Source organism: uncultured Thalassospira sp. (assembly GCF_963976115.1).
Classification (GTDB): domain Bacteria; phylum Pseudomonadota; class Alphaproteobacteria; order Rhodospirillales; family Thalassospiraceae; genus Thalassospira.
Genome location: NZ_CAXBJJ010000008.1, coordinates 207979 through 230328, shown reverse-complemented (window position 1 = coordinate 230328; position 22350 = coordinate 207979). Strand labels below are relative to the sequence as shown.

Below are 22350 nucleotides of genomic sequence, written 5' to 3'. Positions count from 1 at the left end.
GTTAAAACGAAACGTTATCCGCCCCCTTTAGGCCCAGCATGGCACGGGCTTGATCCGGGGTGGCAATTTCAAGGTTCAATCCGGTCAGGATATCGCGAATTTTAGAAACCTGTTCGGCATTGTTTTGCGCCAACTGGCCCTTGCGAATGTAAAGATTATCCTCAAGCCCGACGCGGACATGCCCGCCCATACTGGCCGACATGGTGGCAAATGGAATTTGATGGCGCCCGGCCCCCAGGACGGAAAACCGGTATTGATCGCCAAAAAGCCGATCGGCAGTGGCCTTCATGTGGATCAGGTTTTCAGGGTCGGCACCAATGCCACCTAAAATACCCAGCACGAATTGTAAAAAAATCGGTCCTTTGACCAAGCCGCGATCCACATAATGGGCCAGCGTATAAAGATGGCCAACATCGTAACATTCAAATTCAAAACGGGTGCCGTTGGCGTCGCCCAATTGGGCCAGCATTATTTCGATATCCGAGAACGTATTTTTAAATACGAAATCACGGCTGCTTTCCAAAAATTCCGGTTCCCAGGCATGTTGCCATTCTGTTTTGCGATTAAGGGCAGGGAACAGGCCGAAATTCATGGTGCCCAGGTTAAGCGATGCCATTTCGGGCGCTGCTTGTTGTGCGGCCTGTATGCGTTGCGCAACCGTCATGGTCATGCCGCCGCCCGTTGAAATGTTGATAACGGCGTTAGTGGCATCTTTGATGCGCGGCAGAAACTGCATGAACAATGTCGGGTCGGGTGCCGGGAAACCTGTTTGGGGGTTCCGGGCATGTAGATGTAAAATTGCTGCCCCGGCATCGGCCGCGGCAATTGCCTGATCAGCAATTTCGTCGGGAGTTACCGGCAGATAGGGGCTCATGGACGGGGTATGAACCGACCCGGTAATCGCACAGGTGATGATAACTTTATCAGCCATGGTCGAGACCTCCCGCCTGTTTTAATTCTTCTGCCAGTTCGGCCAAGGCCTCGTTTAGCGGGATCAGGATATCGTTAAACTGGTCGGGCGTGATGGTTAAGGGCGGGCAAATCATGACATGGTCGCCACGATAACCGCCCCGCGTGCGCCGCCAATAAATGATTAATCCCTTGTCATAGGCAATATCCACCAGGCGGGCAGCGGCCATGTGCCTGGGCGCAATCGGTTCCATGGTGTTGCGATTGGCCACCAGTTCAATTGCCAGCATCAGGCCAAGGCCGCGCACATCACCAATCATGGCATGTTGGGCCATCAGTTTGTGCAATGCCGCCTTTAATGCCGCGCCAGCTTGTGTGGCATTGGCCAAAAGGTCATCTTGTTCAATTACGTCAAGTACGGCATTGCCTGCCGCACAGGCAATTGGGTTGCCTGCATAGGTATAGCCATGAATAAACCCGCCATGATCCAGCACCGGGCCGACAATGCGGTCGGGCGCGATCATGGCACCAAGTGGCACATAGCCCGCCGCCAGCCCTTTGGAGACGGCCAGAATATCGGGCACGATGTTCCAGTGTTCGGCGGCAAAATAGGTGCCGGTGCGTCCGGCACCGGTCATGACTTCATCATAAATCAGCAAAATGCCGTATTGGTCGCAAATTTCGCGAATGCGGCTATAATAACGATCAGGTGCCACAAGTGCCCCGGTGGCGGCTCCACCAACCGGTTCCATGATAAAGGCCAATACCGTTTCCGGGCCTTGACGCAAAATTTCCGCTTCCAGCATGTTGGCGTATTTCAGGCCACGGTCGTGATCGCTAAGATCATCACGGTCAAGATAGCAGGTTGGCGCGGGGATTTTGGGTTGATCAACCATCATGGGGGCGAAGGGCGCGTGCATGGGGGTATAGCCGGTAATGGCCAGCGCACCCAGCGTTGCGCCATGATAGCTGGGAAAGCGGGAAATAACCTTGAAGCGCTGCGCCTCGCCAATGGCAAGGGCGTATTGGCGGGCCAGTTTCAGGCAGCTTTCAACGGCTTCGGACCCGCCAGAAACAAAAAATACCCGTTCAAGATCGCCCGGTGCGCGCTCTGCCAGACGCCAGGCCAGGTTTTCGGCGGCATCGTTTTCAAAATGCAGGCGATAGGCGAAGGTCGCCTTTTGCATTTGTTCTTGCATGGCGGCAATCACGCGCGGGTCGCTATGGCCAATATTGCTGACCATGGCGCCACTCGACGCATCGATATAACGTTTGCCATCCACATCCCACATGTAAACGCCCCTGGCGTGGTCAATCAGGGGGCGGCGGGACCGGCTTTGATAAAACAGGCGGGACTCCCTGTTATGTCCGGTTGTTGTTTTTTCTGGGGTCATATTGGACGTCATCTGGTGGGGCTTTCCTGAACCGGTCAATCAGTCGGTGTGACCGGGTAACAACACACAATTACGCGCGGCGATATGCATAAAAATATCGGCCCCTTCGCCAAAGGGGCGATGGTCAATGGGGTTGATAACCTGCCAGTCCCGCCCGTCGGCGGTCACAAAATAGCGGGCCATTTGCCCCAGATAATCAACGGTTTTAACCTTGCCGGGAATGGCAACAACATCAGCACTGCTGTTATTTTGATCCGATAAGGCAATTTTTTCGGCCCGGATAACCGCGCGGACCTGTTGCTGGTTATTTACCCGGCTGACCTGGTGGGCGGTGGTCAGCAAGGTTTGTCCGCCGTGCAATTCAACCGGGATCACGTCACTGCCCTCACCGCTTAGCGCCCCGGCGATAATGTTGGAATGCCCCAGAAAATCGGCAACAAAGGCGGAAACCGGGTTGTTATAAACATCTTCTGGCGCACCTTCCTGCTCGACCATGCCATTGTTCATCACGACCAGCTTGTCCGACATCGCCAGGGCTTCGGATTGGTCATGGGTAACAAAAACGGTGGCGACACCCAGCTCGCGTTGAATGCGTTTTAGTTCGACGCGCATTTCTTCGCGCAGATTGGCATCAAGGGCGGATAAGGGTTCGTCCAGCAACAACACATCGGGCTGGATGACAATGGCGCGGGCCAGGGCAATGCGTTGTTGCTGCCCGCCCGAAAGCTGATTGGGATAGCGGTCGCCCACATGGGGCAATTGCACAAGGTCGAGCGCATTTTTGACCTTATGGCCAATGTCGGCTTTGCTGACCTTGCGGTATTTCAGGCCAAAGGCAATGTTATCGAAAATGGTTTTGTGCGGAAACAGGGCATAATTTTGAAAAACCAACCCCAGATTGCGTTTGTGAATGGGCAGTTCATTGACCCGTTTATCGCGAATCACAAGATCGCCTTCTGTGATGTCGGTCAACCCGGCAATCATGCGCAGCGTGGTGGTTTTGCCACAGCCCGACGGCCCCAAAAACGTGACAAAGCTGTTGTCGGGGACGGTTAAATCCATTCGTTTTACGGCAGTGAAATCGCCGTATCGTTTAACGACATTGCGCATTTCAACGGCATTCTGGCGTTCGCCCATTCTTCCATACCTTCGCTTCGTCAATCGCAGTTAAAACAACCCGGCCCCGCAATGCGCAGAGGCTACCGGTGCCGGGTTGCCCTTACAGGTTCGGTGCGGTGTTAATATCCGCGCTGTACCCGCGAAAATTTCTTGGACCAGTCGGCTTCGTTTTTGTTCCAATAGGCGGGATCAAAGAAGCTAAGCCCGTCAAGTGTGCCGCTAGGGTCAAAGGCGGGCAGGGTGGGAATGATTTTGCCCAGTTCAACCTTTTGCGGGTCCAATGCGGGCGGATAGGATTGCCCTTCGGCAACAGCAATGGCGACATCGGGTTCAAGCATGAAGTTCAAAAGTTCCTCACAGGCGGCCATCGGGCTTCCTTTAAGAACAAAAATGCATTCCTGCCAGCCCAGCCCGCCTTTGGGATCGTAATAGCCAATATCGTGGCCCTGATCCTGCAGGGCACGAATGCGGCCCGACCAGCCTTCTGTGACATAGATTTCTTCTTCAGCCAAAAGGCTCATCAGTTCGGCACCTGATGTCCAGTATTTCAGGGCCAGGTCGCGATGCTTTCGGATCATATCCCAAACGGCTTCGATGTCCTGAATGTTGTTGGGGTCCTGATCTGATTGCAGGGCACCGTACCAGATACGGGTTTTCCATTCGGCCCAGCCACCGATTTTGCCTTTATAGGCCTCATCAACCATCAGCTTGGCACCTTTGGCTTTGGCCTCGTCATCGCTGATATATTTGCGATTATAGGCAATGCCGGTGGTGCCATAGTCGTAGGGAACGGCGGAAAGTTTGCCGTTTGAAATTTTGCGCAACGGCGTGATCAGATTGGTGATTACGGTTTTCAAATTCGGAATGTTATCTTCGTTCAACTCGGAGCTAAGCTCCATATTGTGATAGCGGGCATAGTCAAACACACCGGAAAGATGGGCGAGGTTAAATTCGCCTGGCTGGCTGGATTTAACCCGTGCCAGATATTCGTCGGCCCCGCCAAATGTGCCTGAAACAACATTGATGCCGGTTTTTTTGGTGTAGGGGGCAAACGCATATTTTTCAAAGGCTTCTGAAACCACGCCACCCCAGCCATCGAAACGGACCTGTTCAGGTGTTGCGGCCTTGGCCGAATTGACAAGCATGCCCATTGGGCCGCCCATAATGCCAGCAGTGGCTCCGGCAGCACCCAGCACGGTCATAAATGTGCGGCGGCTGATATCGCCGTTTTTAAAACGGGTTAACAGGCGTTCATAACGTTTTGTATCATCCATCGGTCAAGCCTCCTGATAAAGGGTTTGATGTTTTTGTATTTTGTTTGGTCACGTGGCGACGGGTTTTCCCGTTTCGTTAATTTTGTGTTTTTGCTTTCATGCGTGCAGCCGAGACATGCCGGGCAATGCCGGTGGCAATAAGGGGCAGGGCCACGGTGAAAATCACCATCACCGCTCCTAAAGCATTGATTTCCGGGCTGATAGAATTGCGTAGCATGGCGAAAATCTGGGTTGGGACGGTTTCAACACCGCCCGGTTTCCAAAACAGGGTGCCGGTAATATCGTCAAACGAAATGGTGAAGGAAAACAGCATTCCCGCCATCACTGCAGGCAGCATCAGCGGCAGGGTAATTTCAAAAAATGTTTGTATTGGTGTTGCCCCCAGGCTCATGGCTGCTTCTTCAACGTCGCGGCGGATCGATACCAGCCGGGCCTGCACCACCAGCAATACAAACGGCAAGGTAAAAACCACATGACCCATCAATAGCAGGCCAAAACTTTTGGGCAGGGCCAAAAACTGTAAAAACAGCAGCAACGCCACGGCCAGAACCACTTCGGGGATCAGAATGGGGGCGATCAGCAGGCTGGAAATGGCCTTTTTGCCGGGAAAGTCATAGCGGACCATGGCAACAGCGGCCATGGTGCCAATTGTTGTGGAAATGGCGCTGGTGAGCGCGCCCAGTAACAGCGATGTTTTAAAGGCCCGCACAATGGCATCATTATGCAAAAGTGAATTAAACCAGCGCAGCGAAAACCCTTCGATCGGGAAACTGCCAAACTGATTGGCGTTAAAGGCCAGTAAAATAACGACCGCCACAGGGGCGAACAAAAACAGATAGACCAGAATGGTGGCAATGCGGATCCAGGACCAGCCTGTTGTCATCATGATCATGTCCCCCTTACCGGAAACTTTTGGCGATTTGATCAACGCCAAGATAACGGGTGTAAATAACAACCAGCGCCCCGAGCAAGGCCAGAAGGACGATCGACAGGGCCGAGCCCAGCGGCCAGTTCAATTGCGTAATGATGGCTTCATAGACCAGATTGGCAAACATCGCATCGCGCGGCCCGCCCAAAATTAGCGGGGTGATATAGGTGCCCGACGCCAGAACAAAACACAAAAGTGACCCTGCGGCCAAACCGGGAAAAGACAGGGGCAGGGTAACTTCGCAAAAGGCCTGAAACCCGTTGCAGCCAAGGCTTTGGGCAGCTTCGGTCAGGTTTTTGTCGATGCCATCAAGGCTGACATAAACATTGAGGATCATGAAAGGCAGCAAATAATGCACCAGTCCCAGAACAACCGTGGTCTGGTTATAAAGCATATTTAGCGGGCTATCGATGATACCGGCCCATAACAAAAGCCCGTTTAGCGCACCAGATGTGCCAAGGATATTGATCCACGACATGGTGCGGATGATATAGCTGATCCAGAAGGGCAGCATTAACATCAACAATAACAGGGTTTTGGAGCGCATTTTGGTATTGGCAACGAAATAGGCCGGAATATAGCCGACAAAGGCGCAAATGACCGTGGTGTATAAGGCGATTTTCAGGGTCTGAAACAGAATGTCGCGATAAAAAACATCGCTGAGAACTTCCTGCCAGTTATCAAGAAAAAACCCGACCTGGTCGGCCCCGGTAGCGGTGCGCAACCAGAATGAATACACCACGATAAACATCATGGGGATCACAAGCAGAAATCCGATCGTCGTCAAAGACGGCGATAGCAGTATCCATGGCGCGCGTTGCTGCGCCCGTGCGATATCTGCGGCCATATGGGCCTCCCGTTTTTGCGGCTGTTACGGATATGTGTTGTTGCCCTGTTATCCGTTTCAACCGGGCAGCCTGTGCTGCCGATTATGGCTGTTTCATCCATTCCACCTTATGCTTGCCTATAGCGCAAATAGATAAGTAGAATATATCTCATAGTCATTCGCTATGGGGGGCAGCATGGACGACATTTTAAAACGCCGGTTCGACTGGAATTTACTGCACACCTTCACCGTGATTGTCGAAGAAAGATCGATTACCGGGGCGGCTAACCGCTTGTTATTGCGCCAACCCAGTGTCAGCAATGCGTTAAAACGGCTGGAAGACCAGATCGGTGCACGTTTGATAGACCGGGACCGCGGGCGGTTTGAAGTAACCGAACAGGGATTGGCACTTTATCACGAATGCCGGGAAATTTGCGGTGCGATTGGCCGTTTGTCCGATGTGATGCAAGATAGTGGCGGGCAACTGACCGGCCATTTGCATTTGTGGATGGCAAGCCATGTGGTGTTTCCCCCGCTTGACGAGGCTTTGTTTGAATTTAATCGGGGCCACCCACGCGTGACATATGAAATTAATGTTGCGACATCGGCGCATGTGGTCAGCCAGGTTTTGTCGCAACAGGCCAGCTTTGGCATTTGTCTGGTTAATGAACAGCACCCGAAACTGGAATATCGTCGGCTTTATCGCGAACATTTCGGCTTTTTTTGCGGGCCAACCCACCACTTGTTTGGCCGCACTGATTTAACCCTGGCTGATTTGCGCCACGAGGCCTTTGTGTCGTTTTCCACCGATCAGCTATCGGATGCCTTGGCACCGGTCGCTGTTTTGCGTGCGCGCGAAGGCATGAAAGGCAAGGTCATTGCCACTAGCCCGCACCTGGAAGAAGTGCGCCGTTTGATCAATGCCGGGCTGGGGATTGGCCCTTTGCCAATTCACGTGGTTAAAAATGCCCGCGATCGTGGTATTTTGTGGCAATTGCCGCCCTATGATGCCCCTCCCGCAATTGATATTTATCTGGTGACTAATCCACGCATGTCATTGGGGCGGGCGGAACGCTTTTTCATCGATAATCTGACATCCCGGCTGGAAGGTGCCCCTGACGGTTTTTTTATCTATTCGTGAGGATTGCAGGCTTGTGCCAGCCGGTCCTTTGGGCCAGCATGTGCCAAACATTATAAAACACCGGGAAGACCATGAAGATCGTTTATTTTGCCTGGGTCAAAGACCGCATCGGTATTGCCGAAGAAACCCTGGACCTGCCAGTTGATATTCGTACCGTTGCCGATTTTTTGGCATGGCTGCCAACACGCGGGGCCAATTATGCTAATGCTTTGCAAGATCCGGCGTTGATCCGTGTTGCATTGGATCAGGAATTTGCCCAGCCCGATGCCGTTATTGGCGAAACACAGGAAATTGCCGTGTTTCCGCCGGTTACAGGTGGATAAGCTCAAAGCGTGAAAAAGGCGACCTGCATATCCGGGCCGCCTTTTTTCTTTTCTGTCGTCGCTCCGGTGATGCCGATCAGTCGGCGACGGCGGCATTTTGGGTCAGGCTGGCGAAAAATTCGCGGCGACCCAAAGTGCCAGACAAGCGGCCTTCATGGGTCAAAATTACCGGGTTTTGCGTGATTTTGCGAATTTTGATCAGATTTTTCAGCAAGGTTGTATCCTCAGTGACAAAAATGATCGAATTATCCGTCGGGTCCAGATCGGCGGGCAGGGTGCCATTATAGGTGATCAGTTTCAAATTGCCATTTTCATTGCTTTGAACCGATTTGACGACCCCGTTTTCCATTGTAATTTCGATGTCTTCATCCTCGATCGGGTAAACACCGGTGCCGTGGCGTTGTTCCTTGTTTGCACGTTGCATGATGGCACGGCCCCGCAAAATGTTAACCGGGTTCATATGGGCGACAAAATCGGCGACATATCCGTTGGCGGGGCGCAGGGCGATGTCTTCAGGCGTGCCATGTTGCACCACATAACCGCCTTCCATGATGGCAATCGAATTGCCCAGCTTCATGGCTTCATCCAGATCATGGCTGACAAACAAAATGGTTTTGTTCAGCTTTTCCTGCAAATCCAGCAACTCGTCCTGCAAGCGGTTACGGATGAGGGGATCAAGGGCAGAAAATGGTTCGTCCATCAGCAAAATGGGCGCATCGGTGGCAAAGGCGCGCGCCAACCCTACGCGTTGCTGCATGCCGCCAGACAGTTCATGGGCGTATTTTGAAGCCCATTCATCCAGACCAACAAGGGCGAGTTTTTCGCTTACGATTTCATTGCGTTGTTTGATCGTCATGCCACGCAATTCCAGCCCGAAACCGACATTCTCGGCAACGGTACGCCACGGTAGCAGCGCGAATTGCTGAAACACCATTGCCACATGTTCGCGGCGCAGCGTGCGCAGGGTTTGGGCATCGCAACGGGTGACCTCGGTAACGTCGTTTTCATCACCATGACGCACCCGCAGCGACCCGCGAGAGACCTTGTTCAGGCCGTTTACACAGCGCAGCAACGATGATTTTCCCGACCCGGAAAGCCCCATTAGCACGCAGATTTCACCCTTCGGTACATTAAAGCTGACATCGGCGACACCAAGGATATTGTTGGTTGCGGCCTGAATTTCCGACCGGTTTTTACCCTGATCCAGTAAGGACAGGGCTTCGGCCTGGCGGTCGCCAAAAATTACGTCGATATTATCGAATTCAACGGCATTGGTCATGTTATTGCCCCGTATTTTCACTGTTGTCGCGGCGGCAAATGCGGTCCAGCACAATGGCAAGAATGACAATCGCCAAACCGGCTTCGAAACCTTGTGCGATGTTAACGGTGTTAAGGGCACGGACAACCGGCTTGCCAAGGCCATCGGCACCGACAAGGGCGGAAATCACCACCATTGATAGCGACAGCATGATGCACTGGGTGAGCCCGGCCATGATCGATGGCATGGCAGAGGGCAGTTCGACCTTGAATAAAAGCTGACGCGGTGTGCAGCCAAAACTTTGTCCGGCTTCAATCAGGGCCTTGGGGGTGGAGGCAATGCCAAGCTGGGTGAGACGGACCGGGGCGGCGATAGAGAAAATGACGGTGGAAATAAGACCTGGCACCACACCCAAGCCAAAAAGGATCAGGGTCGGGATCAGATAAACAAATGTGGGAATGGTTTGCATCAGATCCAGCACCGGGCGCAAAGCATGATACAGCCATGGCCGGTGTGCCGATGCGACGCCAAGCGGAATGCCGATGACCATGCAAATCAGGGTGGCGTAAAACACCATTGCCAGTGTTTCCATGGTGGCTTCCCAATAGCCAAGATTAACCACTAAAAGCAGGGACAACACGGTAAATGCCGTGAGTTTCCATGATTTATGCAACCAGATCGCCAGACCGGCGAAGAACGCGATAATAACCAGCGGGTGCAGCCAGACAAGGGCGTCGACTGTATGGTCAATAACAAAGCCCAGCGCATCCGAGATGGCATAAAAAACAAAGTCGGCATGCTCATTAAGGGCATCCATCAGGGATGCAATCCAGCTTCCCAGCGGAATTTTGACTTGCGTAAGCCATTCCATAGGATTAATTCCATCAATTATAAATTGGGGGTCGAAAAAACCGGCGCAGATTGGCGGTTAAGTGTGCCAGTTCATGCACCTTGGGCACGAACCCTGCCCGCAGCAAAGCCGGGGCAGGTTTTTTTATGTGCAATCAGCGTGATTAAAGACCAAGTTTGTTTTTCAGGGCAGCTTTGGCGTCGCCACCGTCAACTGTGGTAACACCGTCCAGCCAGCCATAGGCAGTGTCGGCATTGGCTTTTAACCATATCGTGGCGGCTTTTTTCGGGTCTTCGTTGTCATTTAGAATGGAATCCATAATCTGGTTTTCCATTGGCAGGCTGAATTTCAGGTTATCGACGAATTTGCCCGCATTCGGGCAATCAGCAAGGAAACCCTTGCGGACATTGGTGTAAACTGTAGCACCCCCATAATTGGGGCCAAACACATCATCGCCGCCATCAAGATATTCCATATCGTATTTGGCGTTCATTGGATGCGGTTCCCAGCCAAGGAATACAATGAATTTATCGCGTGATGTCATGCGCTTTACCTGTGCGAGCATGCCCTGTTCAGAGGATTCAACCAGTTTGAAACCACCGAGGTCAAACTGGTTTTTGTCGATCATGTCCTGGATCAGGCGGTTGCCGTCATTGCCCGGCTCGATGCCGTAAATTTCGCCATCAAGTTCATCCTTGAATTTGGCAATGTCCTGAAAACTTTTCAGACCGGCATCATAGGCCGCCTGGCTGACGGCCAGCGTGTATTTCGCCCCTTCAAGATTGGCTTTCAGTTTTTCGACCGAACCATCTTCAAGATAAGGTTTGATGTCGGCGGACATGGTCGGCATCCAGTTGCCTAAAAACACATCGACATCGCCGTTTTTAAGGCTGGTATAGGTGACCGGGACGGATAAAAGTTCGATTTTTGCATTGTAACCCAGCGCATCAAGCATCACCGATGCGGTCGCCGTGGTTGCGGTAATGTCAGTCCAGCCAACATCTGAAAATGTAACGGTTTTGCAGGCGTCGGAAATGTCGGCCTGTGCTGTGGACGCGCCAAACAAAACGGCACCGGTGATCATGGTGCTGCAAAGAAGTCGGCTGATGGTTTTATGACGGGTCATGCTTCTGGTTCTCCCTTGTGTGGACCTGACGGTTACTGTTGCAAAATGTTGCAACAGACTCTCGGCTCCGGAAGCCAGACGAACATCAACGGTCTAGATCGCCAATACTCGTCCAGAACCACAACACGGCACGGTGTTGCGGGCCGGAATAAATATAAACAAACAGAGACACATACTGAAAAAGGCGCAAAACTGCGCTGTGATGCGGATGACAGCCCTGCCTGTTTTTTATTGATTGAATGTTCAATTAAAGTACAGCATATTTACGGCAGGTCAATTGCGAAGGGCAAAAAACCTGATATTCGGGTTTCGGGTTCTTCGGATCGCAAAGTTTTGGATACCGGAATGCCCAAGGTTGGAATGCAGCCTGTCCGTCGCAGGCAGTTGATAGACGCGACGATTACGACGATTCACCAATATGGTTTTGCTGATGCGACAATCAGTCGCATTGCCGGTGCGGCCGGGATGTCATCGGGAATTATCTCGCATTATTTCGGCGGTAAAAATGCCCTGCTTGAAGCAACCATGTTGTTTTTGATGCAGGAATTGCGCGCCGATTTTCTCGCAAGGGTGGCCCAATGCAAAACGCCGATGCAGCGTCTTGAAGCCATTGTGAATACCAATTTCAATGAAGAACAATTCACCCCGCAGGTGACCGTGGCGTGGTTGTCTTTTTGGGCGCAGGTGCCGTTTTCCGATGCGCTTCGGCGGTTAAATACCGTTTATTTCCGAAGGCTGGCATCAAACTTGCGCCATGAATTGCGGGCCCTGACCAGCGATGAAAAGGCCGATGAAATTGCTGGTGTGATTGCCGCATTGATTGACGGCATTTGGGTGCGGTCAGGCCTTTCGCCGGGCCAGGCGAATGTGGAAGCCGCCCGCAAGATGGTGCTTGATACGCTGCGCTTGCGATTAAATGCCGCCTCGGCCCCGTAACACAGAAATGATCCCAAAGCGCGTTGCGCCGTGTCGCAATGCTTGCAGGAGTTTATGACTATGAGCCTCTATCAGATTAGAAATTTCATCGATGGTAAATTGCAGCCCGGTAGCGGGGCCGAGATGACAACCCTGAACCCGGCAAGCAACACCGTTCTGGCATCGGGTTTTGAAAGTACAGCGGGCGATGTTGATGCCGCCGTAAAGGCTGCGCGCAAAGGGCTTGCCGTGTGGAAGAACACCCCGTCAGCCGAACGCGCAAGGGTGCTGTTTCGGGCCGCGCAAATTTTGCGCGACCGCAACGACGAACTGGCGCTGCTTGAAACCCGCGACACAGGCCGGGCCATTCAGGAAACCGAAATTGTCGATGTGGTTTCAGGTGTGGAATGCCTGGAATATTTCGCCGGTGTCGCAGGCAGCATCACGGGCGAACATATCGATCTTGCCGGGAATTTTGCCTATACACGGCGCGAGCCGGTGGGCGTTTGTGCTGCCATCGGCGCATGGAATTACCCGATCCAGATTGCGTGCTGGAAAGCCGCACCGGCATTGGCATGTGGCAATGCGGTTGTTTACAAACCGTCTGAAGTCACCCCGTTATCGGCTATTGCCGTGGCGCAGGCCTTGCAGGAAGCCGGTTTGCCTGACGGGGTTTATAACGTGGTGCAGGGCGCGCGTGAATGCGGGGCCGCGTTGGTCGAACATCCCGGTGTGGACAAGGTATCGCTGACCGGTTCAGCGCAAACCGGGGCCAAGGTTGCCGCGGTTGCCGCAGGTGGCATGAAGGCGGTTACCATGGAACTGGGGGGGAAATCCCCCATGATCGTGTTTGCCGATGCCAACCTTGATAACGCGGTTTCGGGCGCACAAATGGCGAATTTTTATTCGTCCGGGCAGATTTGCTCGAACGGGACGCGGGTGTTTGTACATGAAAGCATCAAGGACGCTTTTTTGGAAAAACTGATTGCGCGCAGCAAAAACCTTGTGCTGGGCGACCCGGAAGACCCGTCAACCCAGGTGGGGCCGATTGTGACCAAAGGCCAGTTTGACAAGATCATGTCCTATATCGACATCGGTAAAAAAGAAGGGGCAAAACTTGTTCTGGGCGGGGATGCCGTTAGCGAAAACATGCCCAAGGGCGGGTTTTATGTGGCCCCAACCGTCTTTGCTGATTGCACCGATGACATGACCATCGTACGCGAGGAAATTTTTGGCCCGGTCATGTCGGTTCTGAGTTTCAAAACCGAGGAAGAAGTGATCCTGCGTGCCAATGATACCCCGTACGGGCTGGCCGCGGGTGTGTTTACCCGTGATTTGTCGCGCGGGCACCGCGTTGTTGCGCAGCTTGAAGCGGGAACCTGCTGGATCAATACCTATAACATCACCCCGATTGAAATGCCGTTTGGCGGCGTTAAAAAATCGGGTGTGGGCCGCGAAAACAGCCGGGCGGCGATTGATCATTATACCCGGGTTAAATCCGTCTATGTCGAAACCGGCGATGTGGAAGCGCCCTATTAAGCATGATGCGTCAGGCGGCAACGCTGTCGTGCCCGGTGGGCAGGATGGCACATGCCCCGCCACATGCGCGTTTGTCATTGCCAGACACAAGGATTGAAAATGAACACCATACCAACCGCCAATTATGATTATGTCATTGTTGGGTCCGGGTCGGCAGGGGCCGTGCTGGCCAACCGCCTGACCGAAGATCGCAATGTGACTGTTCTGGTTGTTGAAGCCGGGCCGGTTGACCATGCGTGGGATTGGCGCATTCACATGCCAACCGCCCTGTCATATCCGATGCAGTCCGAACGCTATAACTGGGCCTATTGGACAACACCGCAGAAAAACCTGAATAACCGCCGTATGGAAACCCCCCGTGGCCGGGTTTATGGCGGCTCAAGTTCAATTAACGGCATGGCCTATGTGCGTGGTCATGCGCTGGATTATAACCGTTGGGCTTCGGACCCCGGATTGGCAAACTGGGATTATGCAAATTGCCTGCCCTATTTTCGCAAGGCCAATACCCGGAATGAAGACCGCCACGGCGATGACTATCACGGTGGAGATGGTCCACAGCATGTTACGACAGGTGCGTGTAAGAACCCGCTTTACAAGGCGTGGATCAAGGCAGGCGAGCAGGCCGGCTACCCGGTGACGCCAGACCAGAATGGCTATTGCCAGGAAGGTGTCGGCACCATGGATATGACGGTTTACAAGGGGCGCCGCTGGTCAACCAGCCGGGCCTATTTGCGCCCGGCAATGAAACGGCCAAATCTGACTGTTCATCACAAAGCCCTGGCGTTGCGCATTGTGTTGGACGGCAAGCGCGCCATTGGCCTGGATTATCAGCATGAAGCTGGCCTTAAACGTGCCACGGTGGACCGCGAAGTTATTGTTTCGGGCGGGTCTATTAATTCGCCCAAGCTGTTAATGCTGTCGGGGATTGGTCCGGCGGCACATTTGAAAGAACATGACATTGCGGTGGTGCAGGATTTACCCGGTGTTGGCGAAAATCTGCAAGACCATCTGGAGCTTTACGTGCAGCAGGAATGCAGCCAGCCGATCAGCCTGCACCGGGTCCTGAACCCGTGGGGCAAGTTGAAGGTCGGGCTGGAATGGTATCTGTTTAAAACCGGGCTGGGGGCGACAAACCATTTTGAAGCTGGCGGCTTTATCCGGTCGCGTGCCGGGGTGCAACATCCCGATATTCAATATCACTTCTTGCCAGCGGCCATGAATTACAATGGTTCGGGGGCGGCGAAAAACGATGGTTTTCAGGCCCATGTTGGGCCGATGCGGTCCAAATCGCGCGGAACCGTGCGCCTGGCATCGGCCAACCCGGCAGACCGGCCCATTATAGACCCCAATTACATGAGCCACCCGGAAGACTGGGAAGAAATGCGGGCATCGGTGCGCCTGACGCGCGAAATTTTTGCGCAGACTGCGTTTGATGATTTACGGGGTGGCGAAATTGCCCCAGGTAAAGATGTGCAAACCGATGCTGAAATTGATGCCTGGGTCGCCCGACACACCGAGAGTGCCTATCATCCGTCCTGTTCGTGCAAAATGGGCAGCGATGACATGTCGGTGGTGGATGGCGATACCAAGGTGCATGGCATTGAAGGTTTGCGTGTGGTTGACAGTTCGATCATGCCGACCATTGCATCGGGCAACCTGAATGCGCCGACGATTATGATTGGTGAAAAGGCCGCCGATATCATTCGAGGGCAATCCCTGCCGCCGTCTGAGGCACCGTTCTGGGTAAACCCCGAATGGGAAAAACAGCAGCGATAATACTTGCTGCAATTCATAATTATGCGGGCCGGGTATCACGATAGCGGATATCCGGCCTGTTGCGTTTTGGCGCTTTTTTCACGGTCGGAGATAAGCGCCTGCATTGCTTTTTCGTACTGTTGCAGCGATGATTGCGAATATTTTATGCAATCATCCGGGGTGAGGGACCATGCAGGAAATCAGCCTGTTAAATTCAGTGATCGGGCCGGTCATGCGCGGGCCTTCAAGTTCGCATTGTGCGGCCCCTTATATGATGGCGCGGCTGGTGCGCCAGCTTTCAACCGCCAATGGAGAAGTGCTGGACCGCGCGGAAATCCGTTTTGATCCGCGCGGGTCGTTTGCACCGGTTTACAAGGCGCAAAGTTCGGACGAGAATTTTGCCGCCGGTCTTGCCGATGTTGCCCTGACGGATACCGGTTTTCGCGATGTTCTGGGGAAGGTCAGCAAGGGCGAAGGCTTTGCTTTTGGCGTTTCGATCACGGAACTGACCTGCAACAATCATCCCAACCGGGTTGATCTGGCATTGGTGGTAAGACAGGCTGATGGCACTGTGCGAACCGATCTGTATCAGGGCGCGTCGGTTGGCGGCGGTATGTTTTACATTGATCAGATGAATGGGCAAGACGTTTACCTGACCGGAAAAACCGCTATTGTCTTTGTATATGGGCCGGAAATTGGCACGCAGGCACAAGGCCTTGTGATGCAGGCCGCACAGAACAACCAGCTTTTGGGCCACGATGTTTCAACCGTGATTACAGCGGATGGCACGGTGAGGGAACGTCTGGAAATTTCGTTGCAGCGGGTGCCTGAAAACGCGGTTCTGGCGCGGTTGCGTGATATGCCCGGTGTGAGCCAGGTTTTGGCAGCGGACGCGGCGCAATATCCGGTTTGTACAACGGATGATCTGTTTTCAACGACTGATGGCGTGCTGGATGTTGTAAACGACCATAACGGGTCGTTGGCCGACACGGCATTGGCGCTGGAGGCGCGGCGACTGGGCCTGGGCTGTGATGAAACCCGGCAATTGTTTGTTGAACGTGCGCAATTGATGTTGCGTATTGTTGAAGAAGGTTTTGCCGCCCGCGAGGCCGATAATGTGATGCGGTTTTTAACCTTGCGCGCCCGCCGGGTTCGCGATGCGAATTTGCCCGCCGGGCTGGGTGGTTCTGTTTTGCAAGATGCGATTGCCGGGGCTCTTGCCGCGATGGAGCGCGATTCCAATCGGGGTTTGGTGGTGGCGGCCCCAACGGCAGGCAGTGCCGGGGTGGTGCCTGGCACCCTTTACGGGTTGGTACGCCATGGCATTGATTTGGATGGTGCAACCGATGCCCTTCAGGTGATGGCGTTAATCGGGGCGGTTTTTGCCGCCCGTGGAACATTTGCCGCCGAATGCGGGGGCTGTTCGGTGGAAACCGGGGCATCGGCGGCAATGGCGGCAGCCGGGGTTGTTCAGACCTATGGCGGGACGGCACAGCAATGCTTTGATGCGGCCAGCATGTGCCTGATGAATACATTGGGGCTGGTATGCGACCCGGTGGGCGGGGATGTGGAAATTCCCTGTCATGCGCGCAATGTTGCGGGTGTTTCACATGCCTATTCATCGGCAATGGCGATTATGGCCGGGTTTGATGCCGTGTTGGGATTTGACGAACTGGTGGATCAAACTGTTAAAATTGGCAATTTAATGCACCCCGATTTACGCTGTACCGCACGCGGGGGCTGTGCAGCGACAAAAACAGCACAAAAAATGGTTAAGGAAGTAACCGCTAACCTGCGGTGAATGAACAAATAATCGATCTGCCCCCTTGGCCTTTTGTTTGGAATGGCGCACACTTCGACCAGTCCATAACACCGAGGTATATTGTGTTTACCCCCAATTTTCTGACTGCAAATGACAAGACCGGTGCCTATCCGGATTCCTATTATGCGGCATCGGCCCATCCCATTTATGGTTTTGATACGTTTGATGGGGATGTCACATGTGATGTCGTGGTGATTGGCGGCGGGTTTACCGGGTTATCATCGGCATTGCATCTGGCTGAACAGGGATATGATGTGGTGTTGCTAGAAGCCCACAAGGTGGGTTGGGGGGCGTCGGGGCGCAATGGCGGGCAGGTTGGGTCCGGTCAGCGGCGCGAACAGGATGAACTTGAAAAAATGCTGGGCGTGGACGATGCCCGTAAATTGTGGGACATCGCCGAGCAATCCAAGGACATTGTTAAAAGCCTGATTAAAAAGCACGGCATTAACTGCGACTGGAAGCCGGGTATTTTACATGCTGATCATCGCGAACGGTTTGTGAAAGGCACCCACGAATATGCCGACAAATTGCGTGACGAATATGGTTATGATCAGATTCGCAATATTAACCGTGATGAAATGCGCGACATGGTGGGTTCTGAATTTTACCATGGCGGATCGCTTGATATGGGGGCCGGGCACCTGCACCCGTTAAACTTTGCCCTTGGTTTGGCAGTGGCGGCGCGCCAGGCCGGTGTGCGCATTTACGAAAATGCCATGGTGACGGAATATAGCACCGATGAAAATGTTACCGTAAAGGTGCAAGGCGGGACCACCGTAACCGGGCAAATGCTGATTTTGGGTTGTAACGGGTATCTTGACGGGCTGGATGACCGTGTTGCCCGACGGGTAATGCCGATTAACAATTTTGTCATTGCGACCGAACCGCTGGGCGAAGATATGGCCCGCGCGCTTATTCGCGATGATGTTGCGGTGGCTGATTCAAAATTTGTTATCAATTATTATCGGCTAAGTGCCGATAACCGCATGCTTTTTGGCGGTGGTGAAACCTATAGCTATCATTTCCCCAAAGACATCAAAAGTTTCGTTCAGCCTTATATGCTTGAAGTTTATCCGCAATTGCGTGATGCCCGGATCGATTATGGTTGGGGTGGAACCCTGGCCATCACCATGAACAGAATGCCGTATTTTCGGCGTGTTGAAAAAAGGGTGTTTTCGGCCAGCGGATATTCCGGGCACGGGGTCGCCATGGCGACCCTTGCCGGGCAGATCATGGCCGAAGCGGTTTCAGGCACCATGGAACGGTTTGATGTGATGGCAAATGTACCCGTACCCGAGTTTCCCGGCGGTAAAAGCTTGCGATACCCACTGCTGGTTCTGGCAATGACATGGTTTTCATTGCGCGACCGGTTTTAGGGACCCCGAGCCCTTCATTGAACCGCTTTACCAGCAAGTTTATGCACCAGCCGGAAAAAGTTTGCCGGATTGAAATAACCGGATGGCGATTTTGGTTGGCAAGCGTGACCAGATCATTGATCGCTGTATTTATTCTCTGCTCCGGTTAGGGATATTTACCAAAACGCAGCCGTGAAACGACATTGCCGGTGACATGCTGGCGCTGATCATGCGGTATGCTTTTTGCTCGATAAAAAGGTCCGTTGATGTTTTTTGGCAAAATGGAATATCGCCAGACCACGACCAAGAAAAAGTCCGTTGAACAGGCCCAGAAGCATGGTATGCAGCAAAATTGTGGTCGGGGAATTTGCAAGTAAAGGTTGAGTGGCATTTATGACGCCAAAAATATATTGGGTCAGAAAAATCGCCAGTATGAGGAGAAAACTGATCCAGCTTCCCGGACGATGAAGAATGACAGGAGGCCCCGGATCAACATTGATTTTGAGGCGAGAGGCCAGCATCCCCCCGATTATGCCGCCGACTGCCAGGGTCGCAAGCCACAGCAGACCAGATAAGTCAGGGTCCGTAAATTGACGGGCATGAGACGTGAGCGAGCTTATAAACATGATGGCTGGCATTAACAGCGGAGCATGAAGCGAGGTCTGGCGGGGGCGGGTCGCTTTTAAACCGCGATACAGAATAAATGCCAGCATCAGCCAAACCCAGACGGGCGTGCCGGAGAGGATTGAAAACAGGGTCAAATTGAACCGTCCTTAACTTGATGTGGAGATAAGAGAACGGCTATGTTTGCGTTTGTCTTGCGATCAACAAGGTATTTTGCGTGAAAAGAGAACAGGCTTTCGTGAGCCGCGCAGATGTACAATTTGCGCTTCGTAAATGGTGCATCCTGGTAAAGTCGCCGATTTTTCTGGCGATTGTCGGGGCTGTTTCGGTTGTCTCTGCGGTGAATGGTTTTTCACTTCATACCCCGGTGTCGGAGATCCTGTATCTGTTTGCGCGACAATTCTTTGTTGCCGGTGTGAGCGCAGGCGTTGCGTCACTGGGCATCCTGGTTTGGTTGAAAATTTTGGGATGCCGTTTTTCGCCGGTATTACGCTATGTGCTGGCGGGGGCTTTTGCGTCGCCGATAGTGTTTGTGGCCGTGGTTGCTGTAACAACTGTTGTCGATCTAAGGGTACCGGGCCGTGAAACCTTGCTGGCAATGTTTGCAAACGTTGTCGTTACGGTAACCGCGATTGCCATGATCGTCGGGGTCGCTGCCCGTCGAACCGGCAATGCCGATATTGAGATGACCGATGAAATCCCGGCGGACAAAAACACCCGCTGCCCCGATCTGCTGCGTCGTCTTCCGATTGAACTGGGGCATGACATTGTCCGTCTTTCTGCTAGCGACCATTATGTCGAGGTTTATACGCGGCTTGGGCATGTGCTGGTTCTTTTGCGCTTTTCGGATGCACTTAAAGAACTTGGCGGTGCTGACGGGCTGCAAATTCACCGTTCTCATTGGGTCGCACGTTCGGCAATTCGTCGGCTTGTCAATAAAAGCCGCAACCTGTTTGTTGAACTTGATGACGGCACAACGTTGCCCGTCAGTCGTTCACGCTTTGCAGAAATTCGCGGGGCGGGGTTCCCCGAGGAACGAACTTTGCAGTGAAGGTTGGTTATTCGGGCTGCCATTTTGAAACAGGGTCATAGCGTTCGCCCTTGGAAAGAATGGTGCCGTTATGTGCGGCGATGCCAACTTCAAAACTTTGCGCAATTCGAAGGGCGCGTTCCATGAAATGGCGTGCTGCCACGGGCGGGCAAAGTTCGCCCAGTGTTTCCGCAAACAGGGCCAGCCATTGATCAAAGTGATGGCGGTCGATGGGCAGGGGCATGTGTTTTTGCATGGGCCGCCCGTAATAGGCACCGCTGGCCAACGCCACCGATGACCAGAACTGGCACATGTTTTTCAAATGCGCGTCCCAATCATCAATGCGGGCATCAAAAATCGGCCCCAGAAACGCATCGGCACGAATCTTGTCGTAAAACCCATGAACCACATCATGGATCATCTGCTGATCAATACCGGTTTCATCCATGATTTTGCGCGTCGCGCGTTCGCGGCGTTCTTGATGGCTAAGACCGTCATTTTCATCAATGGAATGGATCAGATCCGACATAATGGCATTTTCATTTTAAAGTGAGGATGGCGCTGTTTATACGATAGGGCGTGTCACCTTGAAATGACATATGTCACGAAACGGTCCTCGCAAGGCTGTGAAATGCCTTTTGGTCTGCAAAAGGCAAGGCGCCTTTGCCGACATCTGGCCCGCAGACTATGTCACGCCGGATGTCGGCTGCGATTGGTGAAATCCGGTTTTAGAGGAACCGGTCGTAAAAGCCGTAGGCACAATAGGCCAGCCAGCGATATTGGCGGCGCAACCCGGACAGCGGAAATCTTTTGGGGGGCAGCCCCATTACCGGGCCAATGTCGGACATTGTCACATTACCGGTTATTTTGCGGGCCAGCAAGTCTCCGGCATAGCTTGCCATGGCAACACCGTTGCCGTGATAGGCAATGGATGCCCATAGCCGCTGGTAACCGTTAACCTGCCCAACAAAGGGCCGATAGGATTGTGACAGGCAGGCAAGGCCGTTCCAGTGATGGGTGATGTCAATATCGCGCCATGCCGGGAACATGGCATGAAATTCATCAATTAAAACGGCCCGTGCTTTTTGTTGGCCATCTGGCGTGGCATCAAGGCCACCGCGCCCGCCAAACATGAAACGGCCATCGGGCAGTTTGCGAAAATAATGCAACAGAACCCTTGTGTCATAAGCCATCATGTTGCTGGTCCACCCCTGTTCGCGCTGCTCGCTGTCATTTAACGGGCGGGTTACCAGAATGCCCGATATAACGGGCAAAAGCTTCCCGGCCAGCCATTGGGGCATGTTTTCGGCACTATATCCATTGGTGGCAAGAATGGCTTGGTCGGCAGTAATTTGGCAGTCACCACTGATTAAGGTGACATTATTCGTACTTTCCTCAATGTGGTGAATTTCCGCCTGTTCGAAAATCTGAACACCTGCCGCAAGACATGCCTTGTGCAATGCGGCAAGATATTTGAACGGATGCAGGCCAAAGCCTGCTTTTACATGCAGTCCACCGGCAATGCCATTGGCATTCATGCCTTGTTCCTGCAATGATTCCACCGTGTGAAAGGTACTTTTTATGCCTGCAAAATGGGTCAGTTCGCGGGCTTCTTCGTGCAAATCGCGGATGCGTCCGGCTTTATGGGCCAAGACCATTTCGCCATCAGAATGACGGTCAACATCTGCCTGCCAGTTGGCAATGCGGTGGTCAACCAGGTCAATGGCGGCAAGTTGATGGCGGGCAAACTGGCGGCTGGCATCATCGCCAAACCGTTTTGCCAGATTACCCCATGACAGCATCGAACCGCCCAAACAACAAAAGCCGCCATTGCGGCCCGATGCGCCCCAACCGGGGCGGCCTGCGTCAAAGACGGATACAGATCGCCCGGATTGCGCCAGGCGCAACGCCGCAGACAGCCCGGTATAGCCACCGCCAATAATGGCAATATCGGTTTTAAGGTCCCCCGATGCCGGTAAAGCCTGGCAGGCGGGGAGGGTGCCGACACTGTCCGCCCAAAAACTACGCGGTAATTCGGCGGTTTGATATGCACCTGGTTCATACAGGCGGCGTAAGGGCGATGAGGACTGGGACAACATGTGGGACATGGCGGGTTCTTATCCCTATCTGGGGCGAATGGAAGCGCGACGCTGTGTGGTAGC

The 22350-nt window shown here is 53.3% G+C and carries 20 protein-coding genes; 8 read left to right on the top strand and 12 right to left on the bottom strand.

The annotated features are described in order from the left end of the window. Position 1: 1 nt before the first annotated feature. The 6 genes from AAC086_RS12625 to AAC086_RS12600 all read right to left on the bottom strand — a co-directional run bounded on the left by AAC086_RS12625 (position 2) and on the right by AAC086_RS12600 (position 6471). Positions 2–931 carry a 3-keto-5-aminohexanoate cleavage protein gene (locus tag AAC086_RS12625; RefSeq protein ID WP_339779031.1) on the bottom strand — a complete coding sequence of 310 codons (930 nt, stop codon included), beginning with the start codon at positions 929–931 and terminating at the stop codon, positions 2–4. Beyond that, a complete protein-coding gene (locus AAC086_RS12620) occupies positions 924–2315 on the bottom strand; it encodes an aspartate aminotransferase family protein (protein WP_339779029.1) in 1392 nt (463 codons plus the stop codon). Before AAC086_RS12620 ends, AAC086_RS12625 begins: the two co-directional genes overlap by 8 nt. Before the next feature lie 27 nt (positions 2316–2342). Then, entirely contained in the window at positions 2343–3440 is a 1098-nt protein-coding gene (locus AAC086_RS12615; RefSeq protein ID WP_339779028.1) for an ABC transporter ATP-binding protein, read from the bottom strand. Positions 3441–3541: 101 nt separating this feature from the next. Then, positions 3542–4696: an extracellular solute-binding protein gene (locus tag AAC086_RS12610; protein ID WP_339779026.1), complete on the bottom strand. Its 1155-nt coding sequence runs from the start codon at positions 4694–4696 to the stop codon at positions 3542–3544. Positions 4697–4772: 76 nt separating this feature from the next. Continuing rightward, the gene (locus tag AAC086_RS12605; protein WP_339779024.1) at positions 4773–5582 is read right to left on the bottom strand and encodes an ABC transporter permease; all 810 of its coding nucleotides are present in this window, start codon (positions 5580–5582) and stop codon (positions 4773–4775) included. A 13-nt stretch (positions 5583–5595) separates the two neighbouring features. Next, positions 5596–6471, bottom strand: a complete 876-nt coding sequence (locus AAC086_RS12600; RefSeq protein WP_339779022.1) for an ABC transporter permease — start codon at positions 6469–6471, stop codon at positions 5596–5598. A 175-nt stretch (positions 6472–6646) separates the two neighbouring features. Between AAC086_RS12600 and AAC086_RS12595 the strand changes: the two genes are divergently transcribed. Both AAC086_RS12595 and moaD read left to right on the top strand, forming a co-directional pair. After that, the gene (locus tag AAC086_RS12595) at positions 6647–7591 is read left to right on the top strand and encodes a LysR family transcriptional regulator (protein WP_339779020.1); all 945 of its coding nucleotides are present in this window, start codon (positions 6647–6649) and stop codon (positions 7589–7591) included. A gap of 71 nt (positions 7592–7662) precedes the next feature. Continuing rightward, complete coding sequence (gene moaD / locus AAC086_RS12590; protein WP_339779018.1) at positions 7663–7914, top strand: molybdopterin converting factor subunit 1; 252 nt, start codon at positions 7663–7665, stop codon at positions 7912–7914. A gap of 76 nt (positions 7915–7990) precedes the next feature. Here moaD and choV read toward each other — a convergent pair whose 3' ends face one another. The 3 genes from choV to AAC086_RS12575 all read right to left on the bottom strand — a co-directional run bounded on the left by choV (position 7991) and on the right by AAC086_RS12575 (position 11148). Next, on the bottom strand, positions 7991–9193 hold the full coding sequence (choV, locus tag AAC086_RS12585) for a choline ABC transporter ATP-binding protein (RefSeq protein ID WP_339779017.1): 1203 nt from the start codon (positions 9191–9193) through the stop codon (positions 7991–7993). 1 nt (position 9194) lies between these two features. Next, positions 9195–10043, bottom strand: a complete 849-nt coding sequence (choW, locus tag AAC086_RS12580) for a choline ABC transporter permease subunit (RefSeq protein WP_339779016.1) — start codon at positions 10041–10043, stop codon at positions 9195–9197. A gap of 142 nt (positions 10044–10185) precedes the next feature. Continuing rightward, positions 10186–11148, bottom strand: coding sequence for a choline ABC transporter substrate-binding protein (locus tag AAC086_RS12575; RefSeq protein WP_339779014.1), 963 nt, complete (start codon positions 11146–11148; stop codon positions 10186–10188). A gap of 345 nt (positions 11149–11493) precedes the next feature. On the opposite strand from AAC086_RS12575, the gene betI reads away from it, so the two are divergent. The 5 genes from betI to AAC086_RS12550 all read left to right on the top strand — a co-directional run bounded on the left by betI (position 11494) and on the right by AAC086_RS12550 (position 18555). Next, positions 11494–12084, top strand: coding sequence for a transcriptional regulator BetI (betI, locus tag AAC086_RS12570; protein WP_339779012.1), 591 nt, complete (start codon positions 11494–11496; stop codon positions 12082–12084). A 60-nt stretch (positions 12085–12144) separates the two neighbouring features. After that, positions 12145–13602 carry a betaine-aldehyde dehydrogenase gene (gene betB / locus AAC086_RS12565; RefSeq protein ID WP_339779011.1) on the top strand — a complete coding sequence of 486 codons (1458 nt, stop codon included), beginning with the start codon at positions 12145–12147 and terminating at the stop codon, positions 13600–13602. Between the two features lie 99 nt (positions 13603–13701). Then, positions 13702–15378 (top strand): choline dehydrogenase, encoded by a 1677-nt coding sequence (betA, locus tag AAC086_RS12560; protein ID WP_339779010.1) that lies wholly within the window; start codon positions 13702–13704, stop codon positions 15376–15378. A gap of 169 nt (positions 15379–15547) precedes the next feature. After that, the gene (locus AAC086_RS12555; protein WP_339779009.1) at positions 15548–17158 is read left to right on the top strand and encodes an L-serine ammonia-lyase, iron-sulfur-dependent, subunit alpha; all 1611 of its coding nucleotides are present in this window, start codon (positions 15548–15550) and stop codon (positions 17156–17158) included. Between the two features lie 83 nt (positions 17159–17241). After that, a complete protein-coding gene (locus AAC086_RS12550) occupies positions 17242–18555 on the top strand; it encodes an FAD-binding oxidoreductase (RefSeq protein WP_339779008.1) in 1314 nt (437 codons plus the stop codon). Positions 18556–18761: 206 nt separating this feature from the next. Here AAC086_RS12550 and AAC086_RS12545 read toward each other — a convergent pair whose 3' ends face one another. After that, on the bottom strand, positions 18762–19295 hold the full coding sequence (locus AAC086_RS12545; protein WP_339779007.1) for a DUF6622 family protein: 534 nt from the start codon (positions 19293–19295) through the stop codon (positions 18762–18764). 101 nt (positions 19296–19396) lie between these two features. On the opposite strand from AAC086_RS12545, the gene AAC086_RS12540 reads away from it, so the two are divergent. Beyond that, the gene (locus AAC086_RS12540) at positions 19397–20209 is read left to right on the top strand and encodes a LytTR family DNA-binding domain-containing protein (RefSeq protein ID WP_339779006.1); all 813 of its coding nucleotides are present in this window, start codon (positions 19397–19399) and stop codon (positions 20207–20209) included. A 7-nt stretch (positions 20210–20216) separates the two neighbouring features. Here AAC086_RS12540 and AAC086_RS12535 read toward each other — a convergent pair whose 3' ends face one another. Next, complete coding sequence (locus AAC086_RS12535; RefSeq protein ID WP_339779005.1) at positions 20217–20717, bottom strand: group III truncated hemoglobin; 501 nt, start codon at positions 20715–20717, stop codon at positions 20217–20219. 199 nt (positions 20718–20916) lie between these two features. Continuing rightward, positions 20917–22296, bottom strand: a complete 1380-nt coding sequence (locus AAC086_RS12530; protein WP_339779004.1) for an FAD-dependent oxidoreductase — start codon at positions 22294–22296, stop codon at positions 20917–20919. Between the last annotated feature and the right edge of the window lie 54 nt (positions 22297–22350).